The following is a 17,261-nucleotide window of genomic DNA, read 5'->3' on the forward strand; positions in this document are numbered from 1 at the left end:
TCGGCCGCACGGCGTCCCCGCCCTAGGCTGAGCGGTCCCGCTGCGGAACGCGCCCGCCCCGACCGGGAGGCCGGGGCGGGTCCGAGCGGGTCGGGGCGGGTCGGGGCGGGTCGGGGCGGGACCGAGCGGATCGGGCCGGTCAGCAGCGGCGGGATCGGGCCGGTCAGCGGCGGCCGAGCGAGCGGTACGTCCAGCCGGCCGCGCGCCACGCGTCCGGGTCCAGGACGTTGCGGCCGTCGACGACGGCGCGGGCGGCGACCTCCTCGCCCAGGGCGGCGGGGTCGAGCTCCACGAACTCCCGCCACTCGGTGAGCAGCAGCACCACGTGCGCCCCGCGGGCGGCCTCCGCGGCGGAGGCGGCGTAGCCCAGGTCGGGGCAGGCCTTGCGGGCGTTGTCGAGGGCCGCCGGGTCGTACACCGAGACCTGCCCGCCCTCGCGGGCGATCGCCGTGGCGACGTCGAGCGCGGGCGAGTCGCGGATGTCGTCGGACTCCGGCTTGAAAGCGGCGCCGAGCACGGCGACGCTGCGGCCGGTGAAGGAGCCGCCGGCCAGGTCGCGGGCGTGGTCGACGGCCCGGGTGCGGCGGCGCTGGTTGATCGCGTCGACCTGCCGCAGGAACTCCAGGGACTCGCCGGTGCCCAGCTCCTCGGCGCGGGCGACGAAGGCCCGGATGTCCTTGGGCAGGCAGCCGCCGCCGAAGCCGAGTCCGGCGGCGAGGAAGCGCCGGCCGATCCGGTCGTCGTGCCCGAGCGCGTCGGCCAGCCGGACCACGTCGGCGCCGGCCGCCTCGCAGACCTCGGCGATCGCGTTGATGTACGAGATCTTGGTGGCCAGGAAGGCGTTGGCGGCGACCTTGACCAGTTCGGCGGTGGCGTAGTCGGTGACCACGGTCGGGATGTCGCCCAGCGGTTCGTACAGGTCGCGCAGCAGGCCCTCGGCCCGGCCGGGGCGCACCCCGAGCACGATCCGGTCGGGGACGAGGGTGTCCTGCACGGCGTGGCCCTCGCGCAGGAACTCCGGGTTCCAGGCGAGTTCGGCGCCCTGCCCGGCGGGGGCGAGGGCGGTGAGCCGGGCGGCCAGCCGGGCCGCGGTGCCGACGGGGACGGTGGACTTGCCGACGACCAGGCAGGGCCGGTCGAGGTGCGGGGCCAGGGCGTCCACGGCGGCGTCGAGCTGGGAGAGGTCGGCGGCCCCGGAGTCCTTGCGCTGGGGGGTGCCGAGGCAGAGGAAGTGCAGGTCGCCGAAGTCGGCGGCCTCCCGCGGGTCGGTGCCGAAGCGCAGCCGGCCGGCGGCCAGGTTGCGGCGCAGCAGTTCCTCCAACCCCTGCTCGTGGATGGGCAGTTCGCCCTGGTTGAGGCGGCGGACCTTGTCCTCGTCGATGTCCAGTCCGAGGACCTGGTGGCCGAGTTCGGCCATGCAGGCGGCGTGGGTGATGCCGAGGTAGCCGCTGCCGATCACCGTCAGGCGGTGGCGCATGGACGGTCTCCTGTCGTAGGTGGCCTGTCGTGGGTGGCCTGTCGTGGGCGGGGGGTGCGGGGCGCTGCCGGGAGGTGCAGGGAGCCCGGCGGTGCGGTGCGGTCGGCGGGCCGTCAGGTCCGGCCGGCGGCCCGGGGCAGCCGTCGGACGGGCCGGACGGCGAGCAGGGCGAGCGCGCAGCCCAGGCTGACCAGGGCGCCGAGGAACAGCAGCCGGTGCACGCCGACGAGGTCGCTGGCGGGCCCGGCGACCGCCTGGCCGAGCGGGACGGCCAGGATGGAGCCGGCGATCTCGTAGGCGGCGACCCGGTTGAGCTTGTCCTCCGGGATCTGGGTCTGCACGGAGGTCGCCCACTGGACGCCCCAGAACGCCCACCCGACGCCGCTGACCAGGTAGCCGAGCATCAGCAGCGGCACCGGCGGCACCAGGGCGGCGGAGAGCGGCATCAGCGGGAAGAGCAGCATCGCCACCGCCCCGCCGAACAGCGGACGGGCCGGGCGCAGCCGGATCGCGACCAGTCCGCCGAGCACGCAGCCGACGCCGAAGGCGCTCTCCGCCCAGCCGAAGGCCGCCTTGCCGTGGGCGTCGATGATGGAGACCGCGCCGACCGGGGTGATCGGGCCCCAGACCGAGACGCCGAGGACCCACCAGATCAGGATCACCGACCACAGCCAGGAGCGGGAGCGGAACTCCGTCCAGCCCTCGCGCAGGTTCTGCAGGGTGGAGGCGGTGCGGTCGGGCTCGACGTGCGGCAGCCGCAGGGCGGCCAGGCAGAGCCCGCTGAGGACGAAGGTGGCGGCCGTCGCGGCGAAGACCGCGGCGGGGGCGATCGAGGCGACCAGGGTGCCGGCGAGCGCCGGGCCGGCCATCGTGGCGACGCCCTGGCTGACCCGCAGCACGCCGTTGGCCTGCTGCGGGTCGGCGGCGACCTGGGGCACCAGGCTGGTCAGGCCCGGCTGGAACATCGCGGTGGCGAGCCCGCCGAGCACGGATGCGACGACGAGCAGCCACAGCGGCGGGTGGCCGAGCCAGAGGCCGACCGCGAGCCCGGCCTGGACGGCGCAGCGCAGCGCGTCCGCGGCGATCATCTGCGGCCGCGGGTGGAACCGGTCGGCGAACACCCCGCCGAACACCACGAACAGGGCGAACGCCCCCATCCAGGCGCCCAGTACGACGCCGACCGCGCCCACCCCGAAGCCGAGGGCGAGCATCGCGACGGCCGTGGCGACCGGGATCATGGTGTCGCCGAGCACCGCCATGGTGCGGGCGGTGAAGTAGAGCCCGAAGTTGCGGGTCCACAGGCGGGCGGGCGGGGCGGGCGGCGCGGCCAGGGTCGCGGCCATGGGGCTCCTTCGGGACGTCCGCCGGGGCGGGCGGGTGCTCGGGGGGTCGGACGGACGCAGGGACGTACGGGACCGGTGGCGTACGGGGTCGGACGGACCGGGGTCGGGCGGGCGCCGGCGGGGCTCAGAGGTCGAGTTCGACCCGGTAGGTGCGCAGCCAGGCGTCGGTCTGCAGGGCGGTCTCCAGCGCGGCCCGGCCGACCCCCGCGACCAGGGCGTCCGCGCCGTCGCGGGCCACCGCGGCCCGGAGCGCGGGGGCGAGCAGCGGGGCGACGGGGCTGTCCGGGTCCAGCGCGACCCGGGCCAGCCGCTCCCGCAGCACCCGGTCGTAGCCGGCGTCCCGCAGGTTGGGGTACGGCGTCTTGACCCGCATCGCCACCGACTCGGGCAGCAGGTCCTTCATCGCCGCCCGGAGCAGGCTCTTCTCCCGGCCGTCGAACGCCTTCATCGCCCAGGGGATGTTGAAGGTGTACTCGACCAGCCGGGGGTCGGCGAACGGCACCCGGATGTCGAGCCCGGCGGCGGTGCCGAGGCGGTCCAGCCGGTCGAACAGCACCCGGGTGTGGCGGGTGTGCGCCAGGTAGGTGACCTCGCGGTAGCGGGCCTCGACCGGGTCGCCGACCGCGTCGGCGGCGGCGAGCTCGGCCACGGCGGCGCTGTGGCAGTCGCGTTCGTAGCCGGCCAGGTCGAGCTTGCCGAGCAGTCCGGCGTCGAAGACGACGTCGGTGCCCAGGAAGCGCGGGCGGCCCTCGGCGACCCAGGGGAAGGTCGGCTCGGCGATCCACTCGGGCAGCCGGTTCCAGTTGTAGCCGCCGAAGACGTCGTCGCCGCACTCCCCGGACAGCGCGACGGCGGCGTGCCCGCGCGCCTCGCCGAACAGCAGCCGCAGCGAGGCGTACTGGTCGCCCTTGTTGATCGGGATGTCGTACGCGGCGAGCACCGAGGCGCGCAGCTCGGGGTCGAGCAGGTCCAGGCCGGCGAGCGAGATCTCGCCGTGCTCGGTGCCGGCGTGGTCGGCCATCAGGCGGGCGTAGAGGTGGTCCTCGTTGCCCTGGACCGCGGCGCCGTCGGTGCCCGGCTCCTGGTCGTCGACCGCGAGCGAGCGGATCGGGCCGCGGCCCTGGCGGCGGGCGAGGTCGGCGGCCAGCGCGGTGAGCGAGCTGGAGTCGAGGCCGCCGGAGAGCAGCGAGCAGGGCAGTTCGTCGCCGTCCAGGTGCGGGGCGACCGCGGCCTCCAGGAGGGCCCGGACGGTCTCGACGGTGGTGTCCAGGTCGTCGGTGTGCCCCCCGACCTCCAGCCGCCAGTAGCGCCGTTCGGTCGCGCCGGAGCGGCCGACCTTGAGCAGTGCGCCGGGCAGGACCTCGCGCAGGCCCCGGAAGACCGCGTGGCCGGGCACCCGGGCGACGGAGAGGATGTCCCGCAGGCCGTCGGCGTCGAGGGCGGGCCGGAAGCCGGGGTGGGCGAGGACGGCCTTGGGCTCGGAGCCGAAGAGCACGCCGTCCGGGGTGGTGGCGTAGAACAGCGGCTTGACGCCCATCCGGTCGCGGACCAGCAGCAGTTCCTCGCGGCGCGGGTCCCAGAGGGCGAGCGCGTAGCTGCCCTCGATGCGGGTGACGAAGTCCTCGCCCCAGGCCAGGTACGCCTGGAGGACGGCCTCGGCGTCGCCGCCGGTGACCGCGCGGTGCCCGGCGGCGGTGAGCCGGTCGCGCAGCTCGCGCGGGTTGGTGAGGTGGCCGGCGAAGGAGAGGACGGCGCGCGGGCCGGTGTCGCCGGGGGCGGTCAGCGGCTGCGGGTGCGGGTCGCGGGCGGTGCGGCGGTGGCCGAGGGCGGCGTGCGCGGAGCTCCACAGCCCCTCGCCGTCGGGCCCGCGCCGGGCCAGTGCCGTGGTCATGGCCCGGACGACGTCCTGCCCGTCCGCGGTGTCGCGGGAGAAGTCGACCCAGCCGGCTGTTGCGGACATGCGGTACTCCAGGGGGAGGGGGTGGCGGCGGTGGCGGGTGGTGCGGGGGTGTCAGATGGGGCGGGAGTGACGGGTGGTGCGCGGGCGGCCGGCGGCGCCGGACGGGGCGCCGCCGGCCTGCGCGGCTAGGCCCGCGGGTCGGGGACGGTGTAGTCGCCGTGGATGTCGCAGGCCCACCACTGGGCGAGGGCGCGCATGCTCTCGCGGAGCACGGCCGAGGGGCGCCAGCCGAGTTCGGACTCGATCAGCCCGGTCGCCATGGTCCAGCGGTCGACCGTCGGGTCCTGGACCCACTCCCAGGGCGTGCGGCGCGAGACGTCGGCCAGGAGCCCGGCGAGCTCCTGCTCGTCGAAGGCCGCCGAGGCGACCTGGAGCACCGGCTGCGCGGGCGGGGCCGCCAGGACGGCGCGCAGCGCGTCGGCGAGGTCGCGGTGGTCCAGGACCTGGTGGCGGCCGAGCGGGTTGAGGGCGAGCGGGCGCCGGGTCCAGGCCAGGTTCACCCACCGCACCAGCGGGCTGTCCTGCGGCGCGTACGGGCCGACCGGATCGGCGAGCCGCAGCACCTGGACGGGGACGCCGTGGTCGGCGCCCCAGGCGCGGACGGCCTGCTCCTCGCGCCACCAGGCCAGCGCCACCGGGTCGGCCGGGGCCTCGGCCGGCGACTCCTCGGTGACGGTCCGTTCGCGGCTGCCCCGGTGGACGGCCGCGGAGCCGGCGTAGACCAGGCGCTCCACCCCGGCCTTGGCGGCGGCGGCGAGCACGTCGGCCAGCTGGCCGTCCTCCTCGGGCCGGCCCAGGTGCACCACGTACCGGACGCCGTCGAGGTCCTCGGCGGACGGGCGGCCGACCGGGTGCCCGGCCTCGTACCCGGCGTCGGGTCCGGCCTCGTACCCGGCCTCGGGTCCGATGTCGGCGAGCAGCCGGGCCAGCTGCCGGGCGAAGGCCGGGTCGCCGCCGGTGACGGCCACCCGGGCGAGCGGCTCCGGGCGGGGCGTGCGGGCGGCCGGGTCGGCGCCGGCGCGGCGGCCTGCGGCGAGCGCGGTCAGCGCGAGGTCGCGCACCGCGGGGGCCGCGGCGAGCAGTTCGGCGGCGGTGTACTCCTCGCACAGGCCGCCCGATCCGAGGGTCTCCAGGACGGCGGCGGCGATCTGCGGGTCCGGCTCCGGTGCGTCGGCGGTGACGGCGCCGAGGGCGAAGGCGGTCAGCCAGACGGGCCGGGCGGAGCCGTCCGGGAGCCCGGCCCCGGCGTCCGGACCGGCGGCCCCGAAGGCGGCCAGGCAGGCGTCCAGCAGGCCGGTGCGGGCGAGCTGCCGCTCGGTCTCCAGGTACTCCCACTCGGTGCCCCGGAGCACCGCGCAGCGGGCCTCGCCGTACTGGTAGAAGGGCACCACCGGGAAGCGCGGGCACGGTCCCTCGGTGTCCGCCCGGCCCGCCTCGCCGGTGAACAGGGTCGCCTGGCGGAAGCCGTGGTACGTGTTGCCGGCCAGGCTGGGCAGGTCGTCGTGCTGCACCGTGCTGGGGGTGCAGAAGCGCACCGGCATGCCGATCGCGTTCAGGTAGCGCTGCACCACCACGTCGTACGGCCAGCCGCCGCCGTGCTCCTCCTGGTAGGCCGCGTAGCCGCGGGCGGCCTCGGCGGGCAGCATCAGCGCCTGGCAGGGCACGTGCTCCTGGAGGGTGTACGCCCAGGGCGCGCCGGTCAGCGCGGCGAGCCGGGCGACGGCTCCGTTGCGGGCCTCCCAGCCCGCGTAGAGGGCGATCGCCTCGCCGGGGGCCGCGGCGGCGGCGCGTTCGGCGTGCTCGTAGAAGCCCTCGGCGAGCACCACGTCGTCCTGCAGCACCAGGTGGTGGGTGGCGTCGGGCGCCACGCAGGACCAGGAGAGCGGTGCCACCCGCAGGGCGGTCGGGCGGCCGTCCGGCTCGGGGTCCATGATCACGCGGACGCGGCCCCGCGGGTCCGCCGCGGCGAGCCGCCCGGCCTCCTCCGCGCGCTTGGGGTGACTCATCACCGCGCCGCTCAGCCGCACCTGCGCCGGTTCGTTACTGGCATCCATCGGACTACCTCGCTGTGGGGGGTGGGGGGATCAGGGCGGACGGGTCAGTCGGTGACCCGGTCGGCACCGGCGTTGCGGACCTTGCGCTCGTTGTCGTTCAGACCGTGGTCGGACCCCTGCTCGCGCTCCAGCCGGATCATCGAGGCGGGGCGGTAGTTGAGGATGTACGCCCGCCGCACCCGGTCGCTGGTGTTGCCGCGGGAGTAGTGCAGGGTGCTGCCGGAGTGCGCGACGCCCTGACCGGCCGTCACCGGGACGGCGGTGGCCCCGGGCTCGTCCTCGGAGCAGTCGCACTCGATGTTCTTACCGTCGCTGGTGGGGCGGTGCGGGCGCAGCGGCTGCGCGTGCGAGCCCTTCACGTACCACATGCAGCCGTTGTCGAGGCCGGCGTCGTCCAGGGCGACCCAGATCGAGACGGCCCGGGTGTCCGGCAGGTCGATCCAGTACGCCGCGTCCTGGTGCCAGGGGGTCGGCACCGCGGTGTGCGGGGCCTTGTGGATCAGCATGTCGAAGTCGAGCATCGCGTCGTCGCCGATCAGCTCGCGGGCGAGGGCGAGCGCCCGCCCGTGCAGCGGCAGGTCGTGGATCGGCGGGTGGAGCGCGGAGGGCCACATGATCTGCGTGATGTTCTCGACGCCGGCCTCGACGCCGTCGGCCCGCGGCGCGTGCGAGCCGAGGTCGGAGCGCTTGTCGCCGCTCTCGATCTCACCGGCGAGGAAGCGGTCGTAGATCTCCCGGTACGCCTCGACTTCGTCCGCGGAGAGCAGCGTCCCGGCGAAGACGAATCCGTCCTCCCGGAATGCACTGGCCAGGTCGAGGTGTGCACTGACGGTCATGGCTGAATCCTTTCCCGTGTACGGTCCGCGGCCCGTGGGAATTCGCCGCGGACGGGCCGTGCGGACATGGCGGAGCACGGCGGGTTCTTTCCGCCGCGGAATTTCGCTGTTCGGCGCCGGGCCGGTGGTCGATCGGCATTCGGCCCGGCCGCCCGGCCGGGCCGCTCCGGTTCCCGGCCACCGCCATCAAATAGCCGGGAATTCGCCGCGGTCAACGTCCGTCGTCTCCCCGGCCCGGGGGCCGGGGTCAGCCCGCCTCGGCGATCCGCATCCGGTCGCGGTCCTCCGTGGCGCGACGGGCGGCGGCGTCCAGGACGGCCAGCACCCAGGCGGACAGGTCGCAGTTGGCCCGGTCCGCGGCGTCCTCCCAGAGGCCGTGGCGGGCCTGCGTGACGGCGAGCCTGAGTTCGACGGAAATGGGTCGTGCGCCTGCGCCCGGTGTCGTGGCGGCGCGGATCCGGCGGCGGAGTTCATTGCGCGACCAGCCGCCCTGCTGGGCCCGGTCGAGCCAGTTGTCCTGCACTTCGGGATCGAGTGAGGCGACCTCGGCGTGGTGCTGCATGCTCAGGGCCGGCCGGCGGCGGCCGGGCGGGAACTTCCGGGCGATCCACGCATAGTTCCGCAGGGTCTGGTAATCCAGTGCGGTTTCGTCGATGGCCTTTCGATAGCGCTCGGGATATCGGTCCTGGCCGTAGACGAGCCAGTCGCCGAGCCACCAGGTGGCGGAATCCGCGGCGGCCCCGAGATCCTGTCCGATACGCATCCACACGTCGATCGGGAGTCTTGCCGGGAGAGCGAGCGAGGTTTGGTCCCGAGCGAGTTCCAAACCCTTGCCGGCGCGCCTTCCCAGAATCCTCACGTCGTCCTGCCGATCCGCCCCTCGCATGCTGTCCTCCCCGTTGTTCAGCAACAGTCGATCATTTTGAGGAACGAACCGCACCGCTTCAAGGTCTAGACCAGCCATCGAGAACCGTCCGCCGGCCGGCCACCGAGCGCCCACCGGCCGCGCACCGCCCCGGGGCCGCACCGCCCGGGGTCGCCCCGGGACCGTCCAGGGTCGCCCACCGGTCTGCCCGCCGGCCCGCCCGCCGTCCCGCCGGCGGGACATGACCGCGTCAGAAACCGCAGACCAGGCCGGGTTCGACCGGCCCGGAACGGGGGCACCCCGCACGGCCCGGCGGCCCCGCCCCGGGCCACGGATCTGGCGGCCCGCCGGCCGCCGTGGTCACAATCGCACCGCCCCGGCCCCCACCGGAGGGGCCGGGCACCGCAAGCCGCCGAAGGAGCCGACGTGACCACCCGGGAGAGCGTTTCGGAGCACGGACTGACCGTGCGCGCCCAGCACCGGCACAACCCGTACGACCACCTCTTCGACGACGCGGGCTTCGCCGGGCTGCTGCTCGACCTGGGGCTGCGGCGGGCCGCCAGCATCTGGCGCAACCACACCGCCGCCGCCAGTGCCGCACCGCGCGACCCGTACCCCCGGGCGAGCATGGGCTTCGTCCTGCTGGACCCGACGGCCGGGCCCTGGGTGCCCGAGGCGCAGTCGGTGATGGCGGTGATCACGGTCGGCGAGGACGCCCACCGCTTCCTGCCCAAGGCGGCGGCCAAGGCCGCGGGCCACCGCCGGCTCGGACGCAACTACGGCGAGGCGGTGCTGACCGACCCCCACCTGTGCGGGAGCGGAGGGTTCCGCTACGGGCACTCCGCGGGGATCCGCGGGCAGATCGTCGGCGCCAGCTCGCAGTCGACCGACCAGGACCTCTTCGAGGCCGGACGGCTGGCCGCCGAACTGGTCGACGCGCTCGCCGCGGCGCAGCTGGCCTGGGAGGAGCGGACCGGTCCCGGTGACTGGTACTCCGCCGCCGACGCACCGCACCCGGTCTACCGGGAGATGGTCGCCTTCGCGCTGGACGCGGCCGAGGCCCCCGGCGCGGCGGTCCGGTAGGCGGCCGTCGGCGCATGGGGGGCTGGATCATGAATAATCACAGGCGCTGACGTGAACCCATGCAAATTGCAAAGGCGAACTAGGTTACAAGCCTTCGTTTCCAAGCCATTCGGTTTGCCCGCATGCTGAGATCCGTGCGATAGTCGAAGCAGTCCGACGGCGGACGAGGACACGGACCGCCGCAGACGCGAACCACGGCCCGCCCGACCCGGTACGGCCGTCGCCCATCGCACGGCACGCACCCCCTTGGCCGACGCGATGACTTGCAGGGGCCCCCACGCCGACCACGGCGAACCGGGGGCCCTGCGTGTTTCCCGGGCGCACCGGAACCGGCCACGCGCCCGGCCCCGCCAGGTGCCAGAACCGGCCAAGCGTCAGGCCCGGCTCAGTGCGCCGCCCGATCACGGACCTTCAGCTCGAACCAGACCGCCTTGCCGCGCGGCAGCAGGTCCGCGCCCCACCGGTCGGCGAGGTCGTCGACCACCTTGAGGCCGCGCCCGCGCTCGTTGATCGGCAGCGGCTCGGCCATGATCATGCAGGGCAGCGAGCGCGAGGCGTCGCGGACCTCGATCCGCAGCCAGCCGGGCTTGCGCAGGATCTGCAGGCTGAGGGTGCGCCCGCCGGCGTGCCGGACGGCGTTGGCGACCAGTTCGCTCGCGAGCAGTTCGGCGATCTCCAGGTGCTGGTGGAGCCCCCAGGACTCCAGTACCGAGAGCACCAGCCGCCGGGCCAGTGGGCCGGATTCCGGCCGGGACGGGATCGAGACCTCACCGGGCGCCGCCCGGTCGCAGAGCCTGGTGAAGTACTCCTCTTCCAGCTCCTCGGAGGTGCGCCGTTCCAGAGCCGCCAACTCCTGCATGAGGACCGCCGACGGAGCGTCGACGATCAAGCTGGACCCGCGATGTGATGACTGATTCGTTTCGCCCCAACCCGCCATGCGGACCATCATTGCGGAACGCATGCGCCTGCGTACGGACAATGAGCAAACGATCACTGCCCTTCCGGCATATGCCGGACGCAACCCGGGCCGTCGCTCCGTCAAGCCCGGGTTGCCGCGAACCGCCTCCTACCAGGCACTCCATGCGAGGTTCCAGCCGCTGAGGCCGTTGTCCGGGGCGACCTGGCCGCGCGAAGAATTCTGGACCTTGATCACGTCCCCGATGAGCGAACCGGCGTAGAAGGTGCCCGCCGAGGTGCCCGAGCCGCCGCCCTTGACGTCCTTGAGGCCGACGCAGCCGTGGCTGACGTTGTCCTTGCCGATCGCGTTGCTCCAGTAGTTTCCGTGCACGTACGTCCCGCTGTCCGTCAGCCTCATCGAGTGCGGGACCATCAGGTCGTACGGCTCGCCGGTCATCCCGGGCATGCTCGCGGAGCGCATCCGCACCACGCCCTCCTTGGAGGAGACGACCATCGTGCCGTTCCAGGTGGGGTGCTGGGGCGAGCCGGAGGTGATCGCGATCTCCGAGCTCTTCCCGTCGGTGACGACCGTCATCCGGTGCGTCTTGGCGTCAACCGTCGAGACCTGCGATCGCCCGATCGTGAAGGGCTCGTCGCGGTCGACGCCGCCGTAGACGCCCGGCGCGAGCTCGACGTCCTTCAGCCGGTACTTCACGGTGACCTTGGTGCCCGGCTTCCAGTAGTCGGCCGGACGGAAGTCGATCCGGCGGTTGCCGAACCAGTGGCCCTTCACCGCGGTCCCGTTGTTGGTCTCGAAGGCGATCGCCCTGGCGGCGGCCTCCTTGTTCTTCACGTCCTTGTCGAAGGTCACCGAGACGATCATGCCGACGCCGTAGGTGGCGTTGTCGGTGATGTTGTCGCTCGGGCGGGACTCCACCCGCGGCTTGGCCGGGGCCGAGGACGGGCTGCCCGACGGGGCCGCGGAGGCCGGGGGCGAGCCCGCCGGAGAGCTCGCGGGGGCCTGGGTCGGCGAGGGCTGCGCGGGCGTCGCCGAGCCGGTCGCCTGGGCGCTGCCGGTCGCGGACGGCGTGCCGCCCGCGGTGGTCGGCGCCGCCGGGGCCGAGGACGGGGCCGCGGCGGAGGACGACGCGGCCCCCGCGCCCGCGCCCAGGTCCGCCTTGGCCGCGGCGCTGCCGCCGCCGTTCGAGTCACAGGCGCTGGTGAGCACCATCATGCCGCCGAGCACCGCAGCGGCCACCACTTTGCGTATCGGTCGCACGACCGACTCCCTCCGTCGCATCACGCCCTTTACACGCGGGCCCCGACCGAAAGGTTGCGCCGTCCGAGTGGCTGTTACGCGGAAATGACAACCGGCCCGACCCCATCGGGTGAGGGGTCGGGCCGGGCGTTGCCGAAGCGGTGTCCGAACGGGTCCGAACGGGGGCGGTCCCGCGGACGGATGCCGTGGTTACCAGTTGTTCCAGGTGATGTTCCAGCCGCTCAGACCGTTGTCCGGAGCGACGACCTTCTCCTTGGAGTGCTGGACCTCGATCACGTCACCGATGATCGAGTCGTTGAAGAACTTGCCGGCCACCGAGGTGTCGCTGCCGCCCTTGACGTCCTGCATCGAGATGCAGCCGTGGCTGGCGTTGACCTTGCCGAACGGGTTGGCCCAGTAGTTGCCGTGGACGAAGGTGCCCGAGGTGGTCAGGCGCATCGCGTGCGGCACGTCCGGGATGTCGTACTCCTCGCCCAGACCGACGGTCTGCGAGTTCATCCGGGTGACCTTCTCCTTGCTGGAGATGACCATCTTGCCGTTCCAGGACGGGTTCTTGTCGTCGCCCAGGGTCACCGGGATGGTGGTCTTCTTGCCGTCCCGGTCGATCGTCATCATCTTGGTGGCCGAGTCGGCGATCGAGACCTGGTGGCGGCCGATGGTGAACGGCTGGTCCTTCTCCACGTCGCCGTAGACGCCGGGCGAGACCTCGACGTTCTTCAGCCGGTACTTCATGACGACCTTGGTGCCGGACTTCCAGTAGTCCTTGGGACGGAAGTCCAGGCGGCGGTTGCCGAACCAGTGGCCCTTGACCTCGGTGCCGTTGCTGGTCTCGAAGGCGATCGCCTTGGCGACGGCCTCCTTGTTCTTGATGTCCTTGTTGAACACCACCGAGACGATCATGCCGACGCCGTAGGTGCCGTTGTCGGTGATGTTGTCGTTGGTCGAGACCGTCTTCGCCGGGGTCAGCGTGGTGAAGCTGGTCGTGGACGCGGACACCAGGCCCTCGGCGTCCTGCGCCTGCGCGTTCACCTTGTACGCCATGCCCACGGCCAGCGTGCCGGCGGGCTTCCAGCCGAGGCCGTCCGAGGAGATGCTGCCCTCGACCGGCTTGCCGTTCTTGTCGGTCACCTCGACGGTGGTGAGCTTGCCGTTCGCCACCGAGACCTTGAGGCCGTTGGTCGGCACGTCGTCGGCGCCGTCCTTCGGGTCCACGGTGATCGCGGCGGCCGAGACCTTGGCCGGCGGAGTGGTCTGGCCGGCGCCGCCCGAGCCGCCGGTCCCTCCCCCGTTCGCGGCGGCCGAGCTGGCGCCGCCCCCGGCCGTCTGGCCGTTGTCCTTGTCGCCCGTACAGGCGGCGGTCAACAGCAGCACACCGCCCATGAGCAGTGCGGTCGCCCCCTGTGCAAGACGACGGTTGTTGGTACGTATTACGGCGTCGGCCGCCCGAACCGGCTTCACGGTCTCTCCCCTCCCGGTATTCACCCTGAATACACGCACACATGCCCGGACGGGTTGCACCTGACCGGCGATCTTTCGCACCGGGCTCCGGCGCGGGAAGCAGGATAACTGGGCCGTTCGGGTGAACTTCAGGGAGGAGGCTTGTGCAGTCGCGGTGAACGGCGCAGGTCGGCGCGCCCCCACGCGCCACCGGTCACGGCGTGCACGCCCGGCGTCACGGCGCGTTCGCCATCGGGCCGCCGGCCCGCGGGTGCGTACGCCGGGGGCCGCCGCCCGCGGGGTCACCGGCCGGTGAGCGCTCCGCCCGCGACCCACTTCTCCCACGGCAGGTTCCAGCCGTTGAGGCCGTTGTGCGGCGGGACGACGTCGCCGCCGGACGCCTTCACCTCGATCACGTCCCCGGGGAGGGTGTGCTCGAACAGCCAGCCCGCCGGGGTGTCCCCGCTCGCCCCGTCCTTGGCGTCGGCCAGACCGATGCAGCCGTGGCTGGTGTTGGCCGTGCCGAAGACCGCCGGGTCGGCCCAGTAGTTGCCGTGGATGAAGGTGCCCGAGGTGGTCAGCCGCATCGCGTGCGGCACGTCCTTGATGTCGTACTCGTCGCCCATCCCCACGGTCTGCGAGTTCATCCGGGTCACCCGGTAGCGCTCCGAGACGACCATCACACCCCGGTAGGTGCGGTGCTCGCGATCACCGCCGGAGACCTTCAGCACCTTCACCGTCCGGCCGCCGACGCCCTGCCGGACGGTCATCGTGAAGGTGTCCAGGTCCACCGTGGACACCTGGGCCCGGCCCACGGTGAAACGGACGTCCCTGGTCTGGGTGCCGACCGCCCCCGGCGCGCCCCGCACGTCCTTCAGCCGCAGCGACAGCGTCACCCTCGTCCCCGGCGCCCAGTACTTCTCCGGGCGGAAGTCCAGCCGCCGGCCGTCGAACCAGTGCGCCGCCACCGGGACGGGCGGCCGGGCCGTCACCGACACCGCGCGCTCCACCGCCGCCCGGTCGGTGATCGTCCGGCTGAAGCGCAGCGAGACCGGCATGCCGACGCCGACCGTCGAACCGTCCTCGGGGGTGAAGAAGGCCACGAAGGTGTGCGGGCGGGCGGCCGTCGAGAACGCGGTGTGATGGGCCGCCCGCAGGCCCCGCGCGTCCTCCGCGACGCTGTCCAGGGTGAACGCGGTGCCCAGCTGCAGCGGGCCGTCCGGCGTCCAGGCGGTGCCGTCCCCGGTGACCGTGCCCGGCTGCTCGGTGCCGCGGGCGTCCGCCAGCCGGACCGAGACCAGCCGCCCGTGCTCCACGGTGACCCGCACCGGGCCCTGGGCCGGGACGTCCTGCGCACCGTCCGCGGGCAGCGCTGTGACGACCGCCCCGGAGACCTGCGGCGGCGGCTCCCCGTGCGGGTCGGCCGGGGACGCGGGGCCCGCCGGACGGCCGCCGGTGCAGGCGGTCAGCAGGACCAGGCAGAGGCCGAGCAGCCACGGCGCCAGCCGCCACTGAGACCGAACCCGCTGTCCGGGGCGCATCCCGCCGCCTCCCGCCGTATCCGTCCGACACCGCACACAACGAGCACGCCCCCGCCCGGACACGCCGGCCCCGCGCCCCCTCCCGGCACCCCGCGCACCCCGCGCCCGCCCCCGGCGCACACCACCCCACCCGCACCCGCCGCCCCAGGACACGCCGAAGACCCGCCACGCGGCTTCCCGGCCGTGGGATCAGGGAACGATCAGGGAACAAAGAAGTGAACGGGGTCCGGGACACCCCGACCGGGAGGGTGGCGGCGATGACGTCGTGGCAGCAGCTGGAAGCCGGTGCGCCGAGGCCGGACGGGCCCGTCGCCGAGCCGCCCTGGCCCGGCGTCGCGCACCCCCTCGGCGCCCGGGTCCGCACCGGCCCCGACGGCCGTCCCGGCACCAACTTCGCGCTCTGGGCCGGCGGCGCCGAGGCCGTCGACCTCTGCCTGTTCGACGAGGACGGCCGGGAGACCCGGCACCGCCTGGAGGAGCAGGACGCCGGGATCTGGCACGGCTTCCTGCCCGGTGTCGGCCCCGGCACCCGCTACGGCTACCGGGTCCACGGCCGCTGGGACCCGTGGACCGGCGCCCGCTGGAACCCCGCCAAACTGCTGCTCGACCCGTACGCCCGGGCCGTCGACGGCTGTTACACCTCCCACGACGCCGCCTGTGCGGCCGTCCGCAACTGGCCGGAGGCCGAGGTCGCCGACACCGTCCGCGACAACCGCGACTCGGCCGACTACGTGCCCAGATCCGTGGTCGTCCCGGACGACCCGCCCTACCGCGGCCCGCGCCCGGCCACCCCGTGGTCCGAGACGGTGCTGTACGAGCTGCACGTGCGCGGCTTCACCATGCGCCACCCCGGGGTGCCGGCCGAACTACGCGGCACCTACGCCGGGTTGGCGCACCCGGCGGCCATCGAGCACCTCACCGGCCTGGGCGTCACGGCCGTCGAGCTGCTGCCCGTCCACCAGTACGCCAGCGAGGACCACCTCCAGGCCCGCGGCCTGGTCAACTACTGGGGCTACAACACCGTCGGCTACTTCGCCCCGCACGCGGGCTACTCCGCCTCGGGCAGCCGCGGCGGCCAGGTGCGCGAGTTCAAGCGGATGGTCCGCGCCCTGCACGAGGCCGGGATCGAGGTGATCCTCGACGTCGTCTACAACCACACCGCCGAGGGCTCCGAACTCGGCCCGACCCTCTCGCTGCGCGGCATCGACAACGCGGGCTACTACCGGCTGCCGCCGAACCGCCCGCGCGGCTACGCCGACTACACCGGCTGCGGCAACACCCTGGACACCCGCCGCCCGCACGTGGTGCGGCTGATCACCGACTCGCTGCGGCACTGGGTCGCCGAGATGGGCGTGGACGGCTTCCGCTTCGACCTCGCCTCCGCGCTCGCCCGCGGCAGCGACGGCGTCGAGCCCGACCACTCCTTCCTCGCCGCCGTCGCCCAGGACCCGCTGCTCTCCCGGGTGAAGCTGATCGCCGAGCCGTGGGACGTCGGCCCGGGCGGCTACCAGGTGGGCGGCTTCCCGCCGCAGTGGGCGGAGTGGAACGACAGGTACCGCGACACCGTGCGGGACTTCTGGCGCGGGGCCCGCCCGGACGTCCGCGAGCTCGGCTACCGGCTCTCCGGCTCCTCCGACCTCTTCCAGCGGGCCGGCCGCCGCCCGCACGCCTCGGTCAACTTCGTCACCGCGCACGACGGCTTCACCCTGCGCGACCTGGTCTCGTACGACCGCAAGCACAACGAGGCGAACGGCGAGCAGAACCGGGACGGCACCGACGACAACCGCTCCTGGAACCACGGCGCCGAGGGCGAGACCGCCGACCCGGCCGTCCGCACCCTGCGGCAGCGCCAGCTGCGCAACCTGCTGGCCACCCTGCTGCTCTCCGCGGGCGTGCCGATGCTCACCGCCGGGGACGAGTTCGGCCGCACCCAGGGCGGCAACAACAACGCCTACTGCCAGGACAACGAGGTCGGCTGGCTGGACTGGAGCCTGCTGGACGACCCCGGCTGGCGCGGGCTGTACGAGCTGACCGCGCGACTGGTGCGGCTGCGCCGCGACCACCCGGTGCTGCGCCGGCGGGCGTTCTTCTCCGGCCGGGCCGCGCTCCCGGGCGGGCCCGCCGACCTGGCCTGGTACACCCCGCTCGGCAAGGAGATGACCGAGGCCGACTGGTTCGCCCCCACCGCCTGCCTGGGGATGCTGCTCTGCGGCGCCGCACTGTCCGAACGCGACGAACGGGGGCGGCCGGTGCTCGACGACAGCTTCCTGCTGCTGCTGAACGCCGGCCACGAGGCCCGGCCCTTCACCCTGCCCGGGGAGCCGGGCACCGCGTACCGGACCCTGCTGGACACCGCGGCCGACGCACCCGGCGAGCACCGGGCGCCGGACACCGTCGTGCTGGCCGGGCGCTCGCTGGTCCTGCTCCGGGCGGAGGCCTGCTGAGGCCCCTGAGCCGCCCGCCCGCGCGCCACCGCCGGGCCCCGCGCA

The 17,261-nt window shown here is 74.1% G+C and carries 12 protein-coding genes; 2 read left to right on the forward strand and 10 right to left on the reverse strand.

Going from position 1 to position 17,261, the window contains the following annotated elements; translation table 11 throughout:
• Positions 1 to 163: 163 nt before the first annotated feature.
• The 6 genes from ACWGB8_RS00245 to ACWGB8_RS00270 all read right to left on the reverse strand — a co-directional run bounded on the left by ACWGB8_RS00245 (position 164) and on the right by ACWGB8_RS00270 (position 8,580).
• Positions 164 to 1,477, reverse strand: coding sequence for a UDP-glucose dehydrogenase family protein (locus tag ACWGB8_RS00245; protein ID WP_452208658.1), 1,314 nt, complete (start codon positions 1,475 to 1,477; stop codon positions 164 to 166).
• A 113-nt stretch (positions 1,478 to 1,590) separates the two neighbouring features.
• Positions 1,591 to 2,820: an MFS transporter gene (locus ACWGB8_RS00250; RefSeq protein WP_452208660.1), complete on the reverse strand. Its 1,230-nt coding sequence runs from the start codon at positions 2,818 to 2,820 to the stop codon at positions 1,591 to 1,593.
• Positions 2,821 to 2,944: 124 nt separating this feature from the next.
• Positions 2,945 to 4,780, reverse strand: a complete 1,836-nt coding sequence (gene asnB / locus ACWGB8_RS00255) for an asparagine synthase (glutamine-hydrolyzing) (protein ID WP_452208662.1) — start codon at positions 4,778 to 4,780, stop codon at positions 2,945 to 2,947.
• 125 nt (positions 4,781 to 4,905) lie between these two features.
• Positions 4,906 to 6,834, reverse strand: a complete 1,929-nt coding sequence (locus ACWGB8_RS00260; protein WP_452208663.1) for an NAD-dependent epimerase/dehydratase family protein — start codon at positions 6,832 to 6,834, stop codon at positions 4,906 to 4,908.
• Positions 6,835 to 6,878: 44 nt separating this feature from the next.
• The gene (locus tag ACWGB8_RS00265) at positions 6,879 to 7,670 is read right to left on the reverse strand and encodes a phytanoyl-CoA dioxygenase family protein (RefSeq protein WP_452208665.1); all 792 of its coding nucleotides are present in this window, start codon (positions 7,668 to 7,670) and stop codon (positions 6,879 to 6,881) included.
• A 247-nt stretch (positions 7,671 to 7,917) separates the two neighbouring features.
• A complete protein-coding gene (locus ACWGB8_RS00270) occupies positions 7,918 to 8,580 on the reverse strand; it encodes an LmbU family transcriptional regulator (protein ID WP_452208667.1) in 663 nt (220 codons plus the stop codon).
• A gap of 381 nt (positions 8,581 to 8,961) precedes the next feature.
• On the opposite strand from ACWGB8_RS00270, the gene ACWGB8_RS00275 reads away from it, so the two are divergent.
• Positions 8,962 to 9,618, forward strand: coding sequence for a hypothetical protein (locus tag ACWGB8_RS00275; RefSeq protein ID WP_452208669.1), 657 nt, complete (start codon positions 8,962 to 8,964; stop codon positions 9,616 to 9,618).
• Positions 9,619 to 10,003: 385 nt separating this feature from the next.
• Here the strand turns inward: ACWGB8_RS00275 and ACWGB8_RS00280 are convergent, their stop codons facing one another.
• The 4 genes from ACWGB8_RS00280 to ACWGB8_RS00295 all read right to left on the reverse strand — a co-directional run bounded on the left by ACWGB8_RS00280 (position 10,004) and on the right by ACWGB8_RS00295 (position 14,772).
• Positions 10,004 to 10,507 (reverse strand): ATP-binding protein, encoded by a 504-nt coding sequence (locus ACWGB8_RS00280; RefSeq protein WP_452208671.1) that lies wholly within the window; start codon positions 10,505 to 10,507, stop codon positions 10,004 to 10,006.
• Between the two features lie 177 nt (positions 10,508 to 10,684).
• Positions 10,685 to 11,794, reverse strand: coding sequence for an Ig-like domain-containing protein (locus ACWGB8_RS00285; protein ID WP_452208673.1), 1,110 nt, complete (start codon positions 11,792 to 11,794; stop codon positions 10,685 to 10,687).
• Positions 11,795 to 11,983: 189 nt separating this feature from the next.
• Positions 11,984 to 13,174, reverse strand: coding sequence for a L,D-transpeptidase (locus tag ACWGB8_RS00290; RefSeq protein WP_452208675.1), 1,191 nt, complete (start codon positions 13,172 to 13,174; stop codon positions 11,984 to 11,986).
• Between the two features lie 359 nt (positions 13,175 to 13,533).
• Positions 13,534 to 14,772 (reverse strand): L,D-transpeptidase, encoded by a 1,239-nt coding sequence (locus tag ACWGB8_RS00295; protein ID WP_452208677.1) that lies wholly within the window; start codon positions 14,770 to 14,772, stop codon positions 13,534 to 13,536.
• A gap of 257 nt (positions 14,773 to 15,029) precedes the next feature.
• On the opposite strand from ACWGB8_RS00295, the gene glgX reads away from it, so the two are divergent.
• Positions 15,030 to 17,216: a glycogen debranching protein GlgX gene (gene glgX / locus ACWGB8_RS00300; protein ID WP_452208679.1), complete on the forward strand. Its 2,187-nt coding sequence runs from the start codon at positions 15,030 to 15,032 to the stop codon at positions 17,214 to 17,216.
• Positions 17,217 to 17,261 lie beyond the last annotated feature (45 nt).

The organism is Kitasatospora sp. NPDC054939 (genome assembly GCF_053610105.1).

What these genes read in the sequence shown, in the direction of transcription:
- glgX (WP_452208679.1), top strand. Translation starts at nt 15,030, where the DNA reads ATGACGTCGTGGCAGCAGCTGGAAGCCGGTGCGCCGAGGCCGGACGGG.
- ACWGB8_RS00295 (WP_452208677.1), bottom strand. Translation starts at nt 14,772, where the DNA reads ATGCGCCCCGGACAGCGGGTTCGGTCTCAGTGGCGGCTGGCGCCGTGG.
- ACWGB8_RS00250 (WP_452208660.1), bottom strand. Translation starts at nt 2,820, where the DNA reads ATGGCCGCGACCCTGGCCGCGCCGCCCGCCCCGCCCGCCCGCCTGTGG.
- ACWGB8_RS00245 (WP_452208658.1), bottom strand. Translation starts at nt 1,477, where the DNA reads ATGCGCCACCGCCTGACGGTGATCGGCAGCGGCTACCTCGGCATCACC.
- asnB (WP_452208662.1), bottom strand. Translation starts at nt 4,780, where the DNA reads ATGTCCGCAACAGCCGGCTGGGTCGACTTCTCCCGCGACACCGCGGAC.
- ACWGB8_RS00265 (WP_452208665.1), bottom strand. Translation starts at nt 7,670, where the DNA reads ATGACCGTCAGTGCACACCTCGACCTGGCCAGTGCATTCCGGGAGGAC.
- ACWGB8_RS00260 (WP_452208663.1), bottom strand. Translation starts at nt 6,834, where the DNA reads ATGGATGCCAGTAACGAACCGGCGCAGGTGCGGCTGAGCGGCGCGGTG.
- ACWGB8_RS00290 (WP_452208675.1), bottom strand. Translation starts at nt 13,174, where the DNA reads ATGGGCGGTGTGCTGCTGTTGACCGCCGCCTGTACGGGCGACAAGGAC.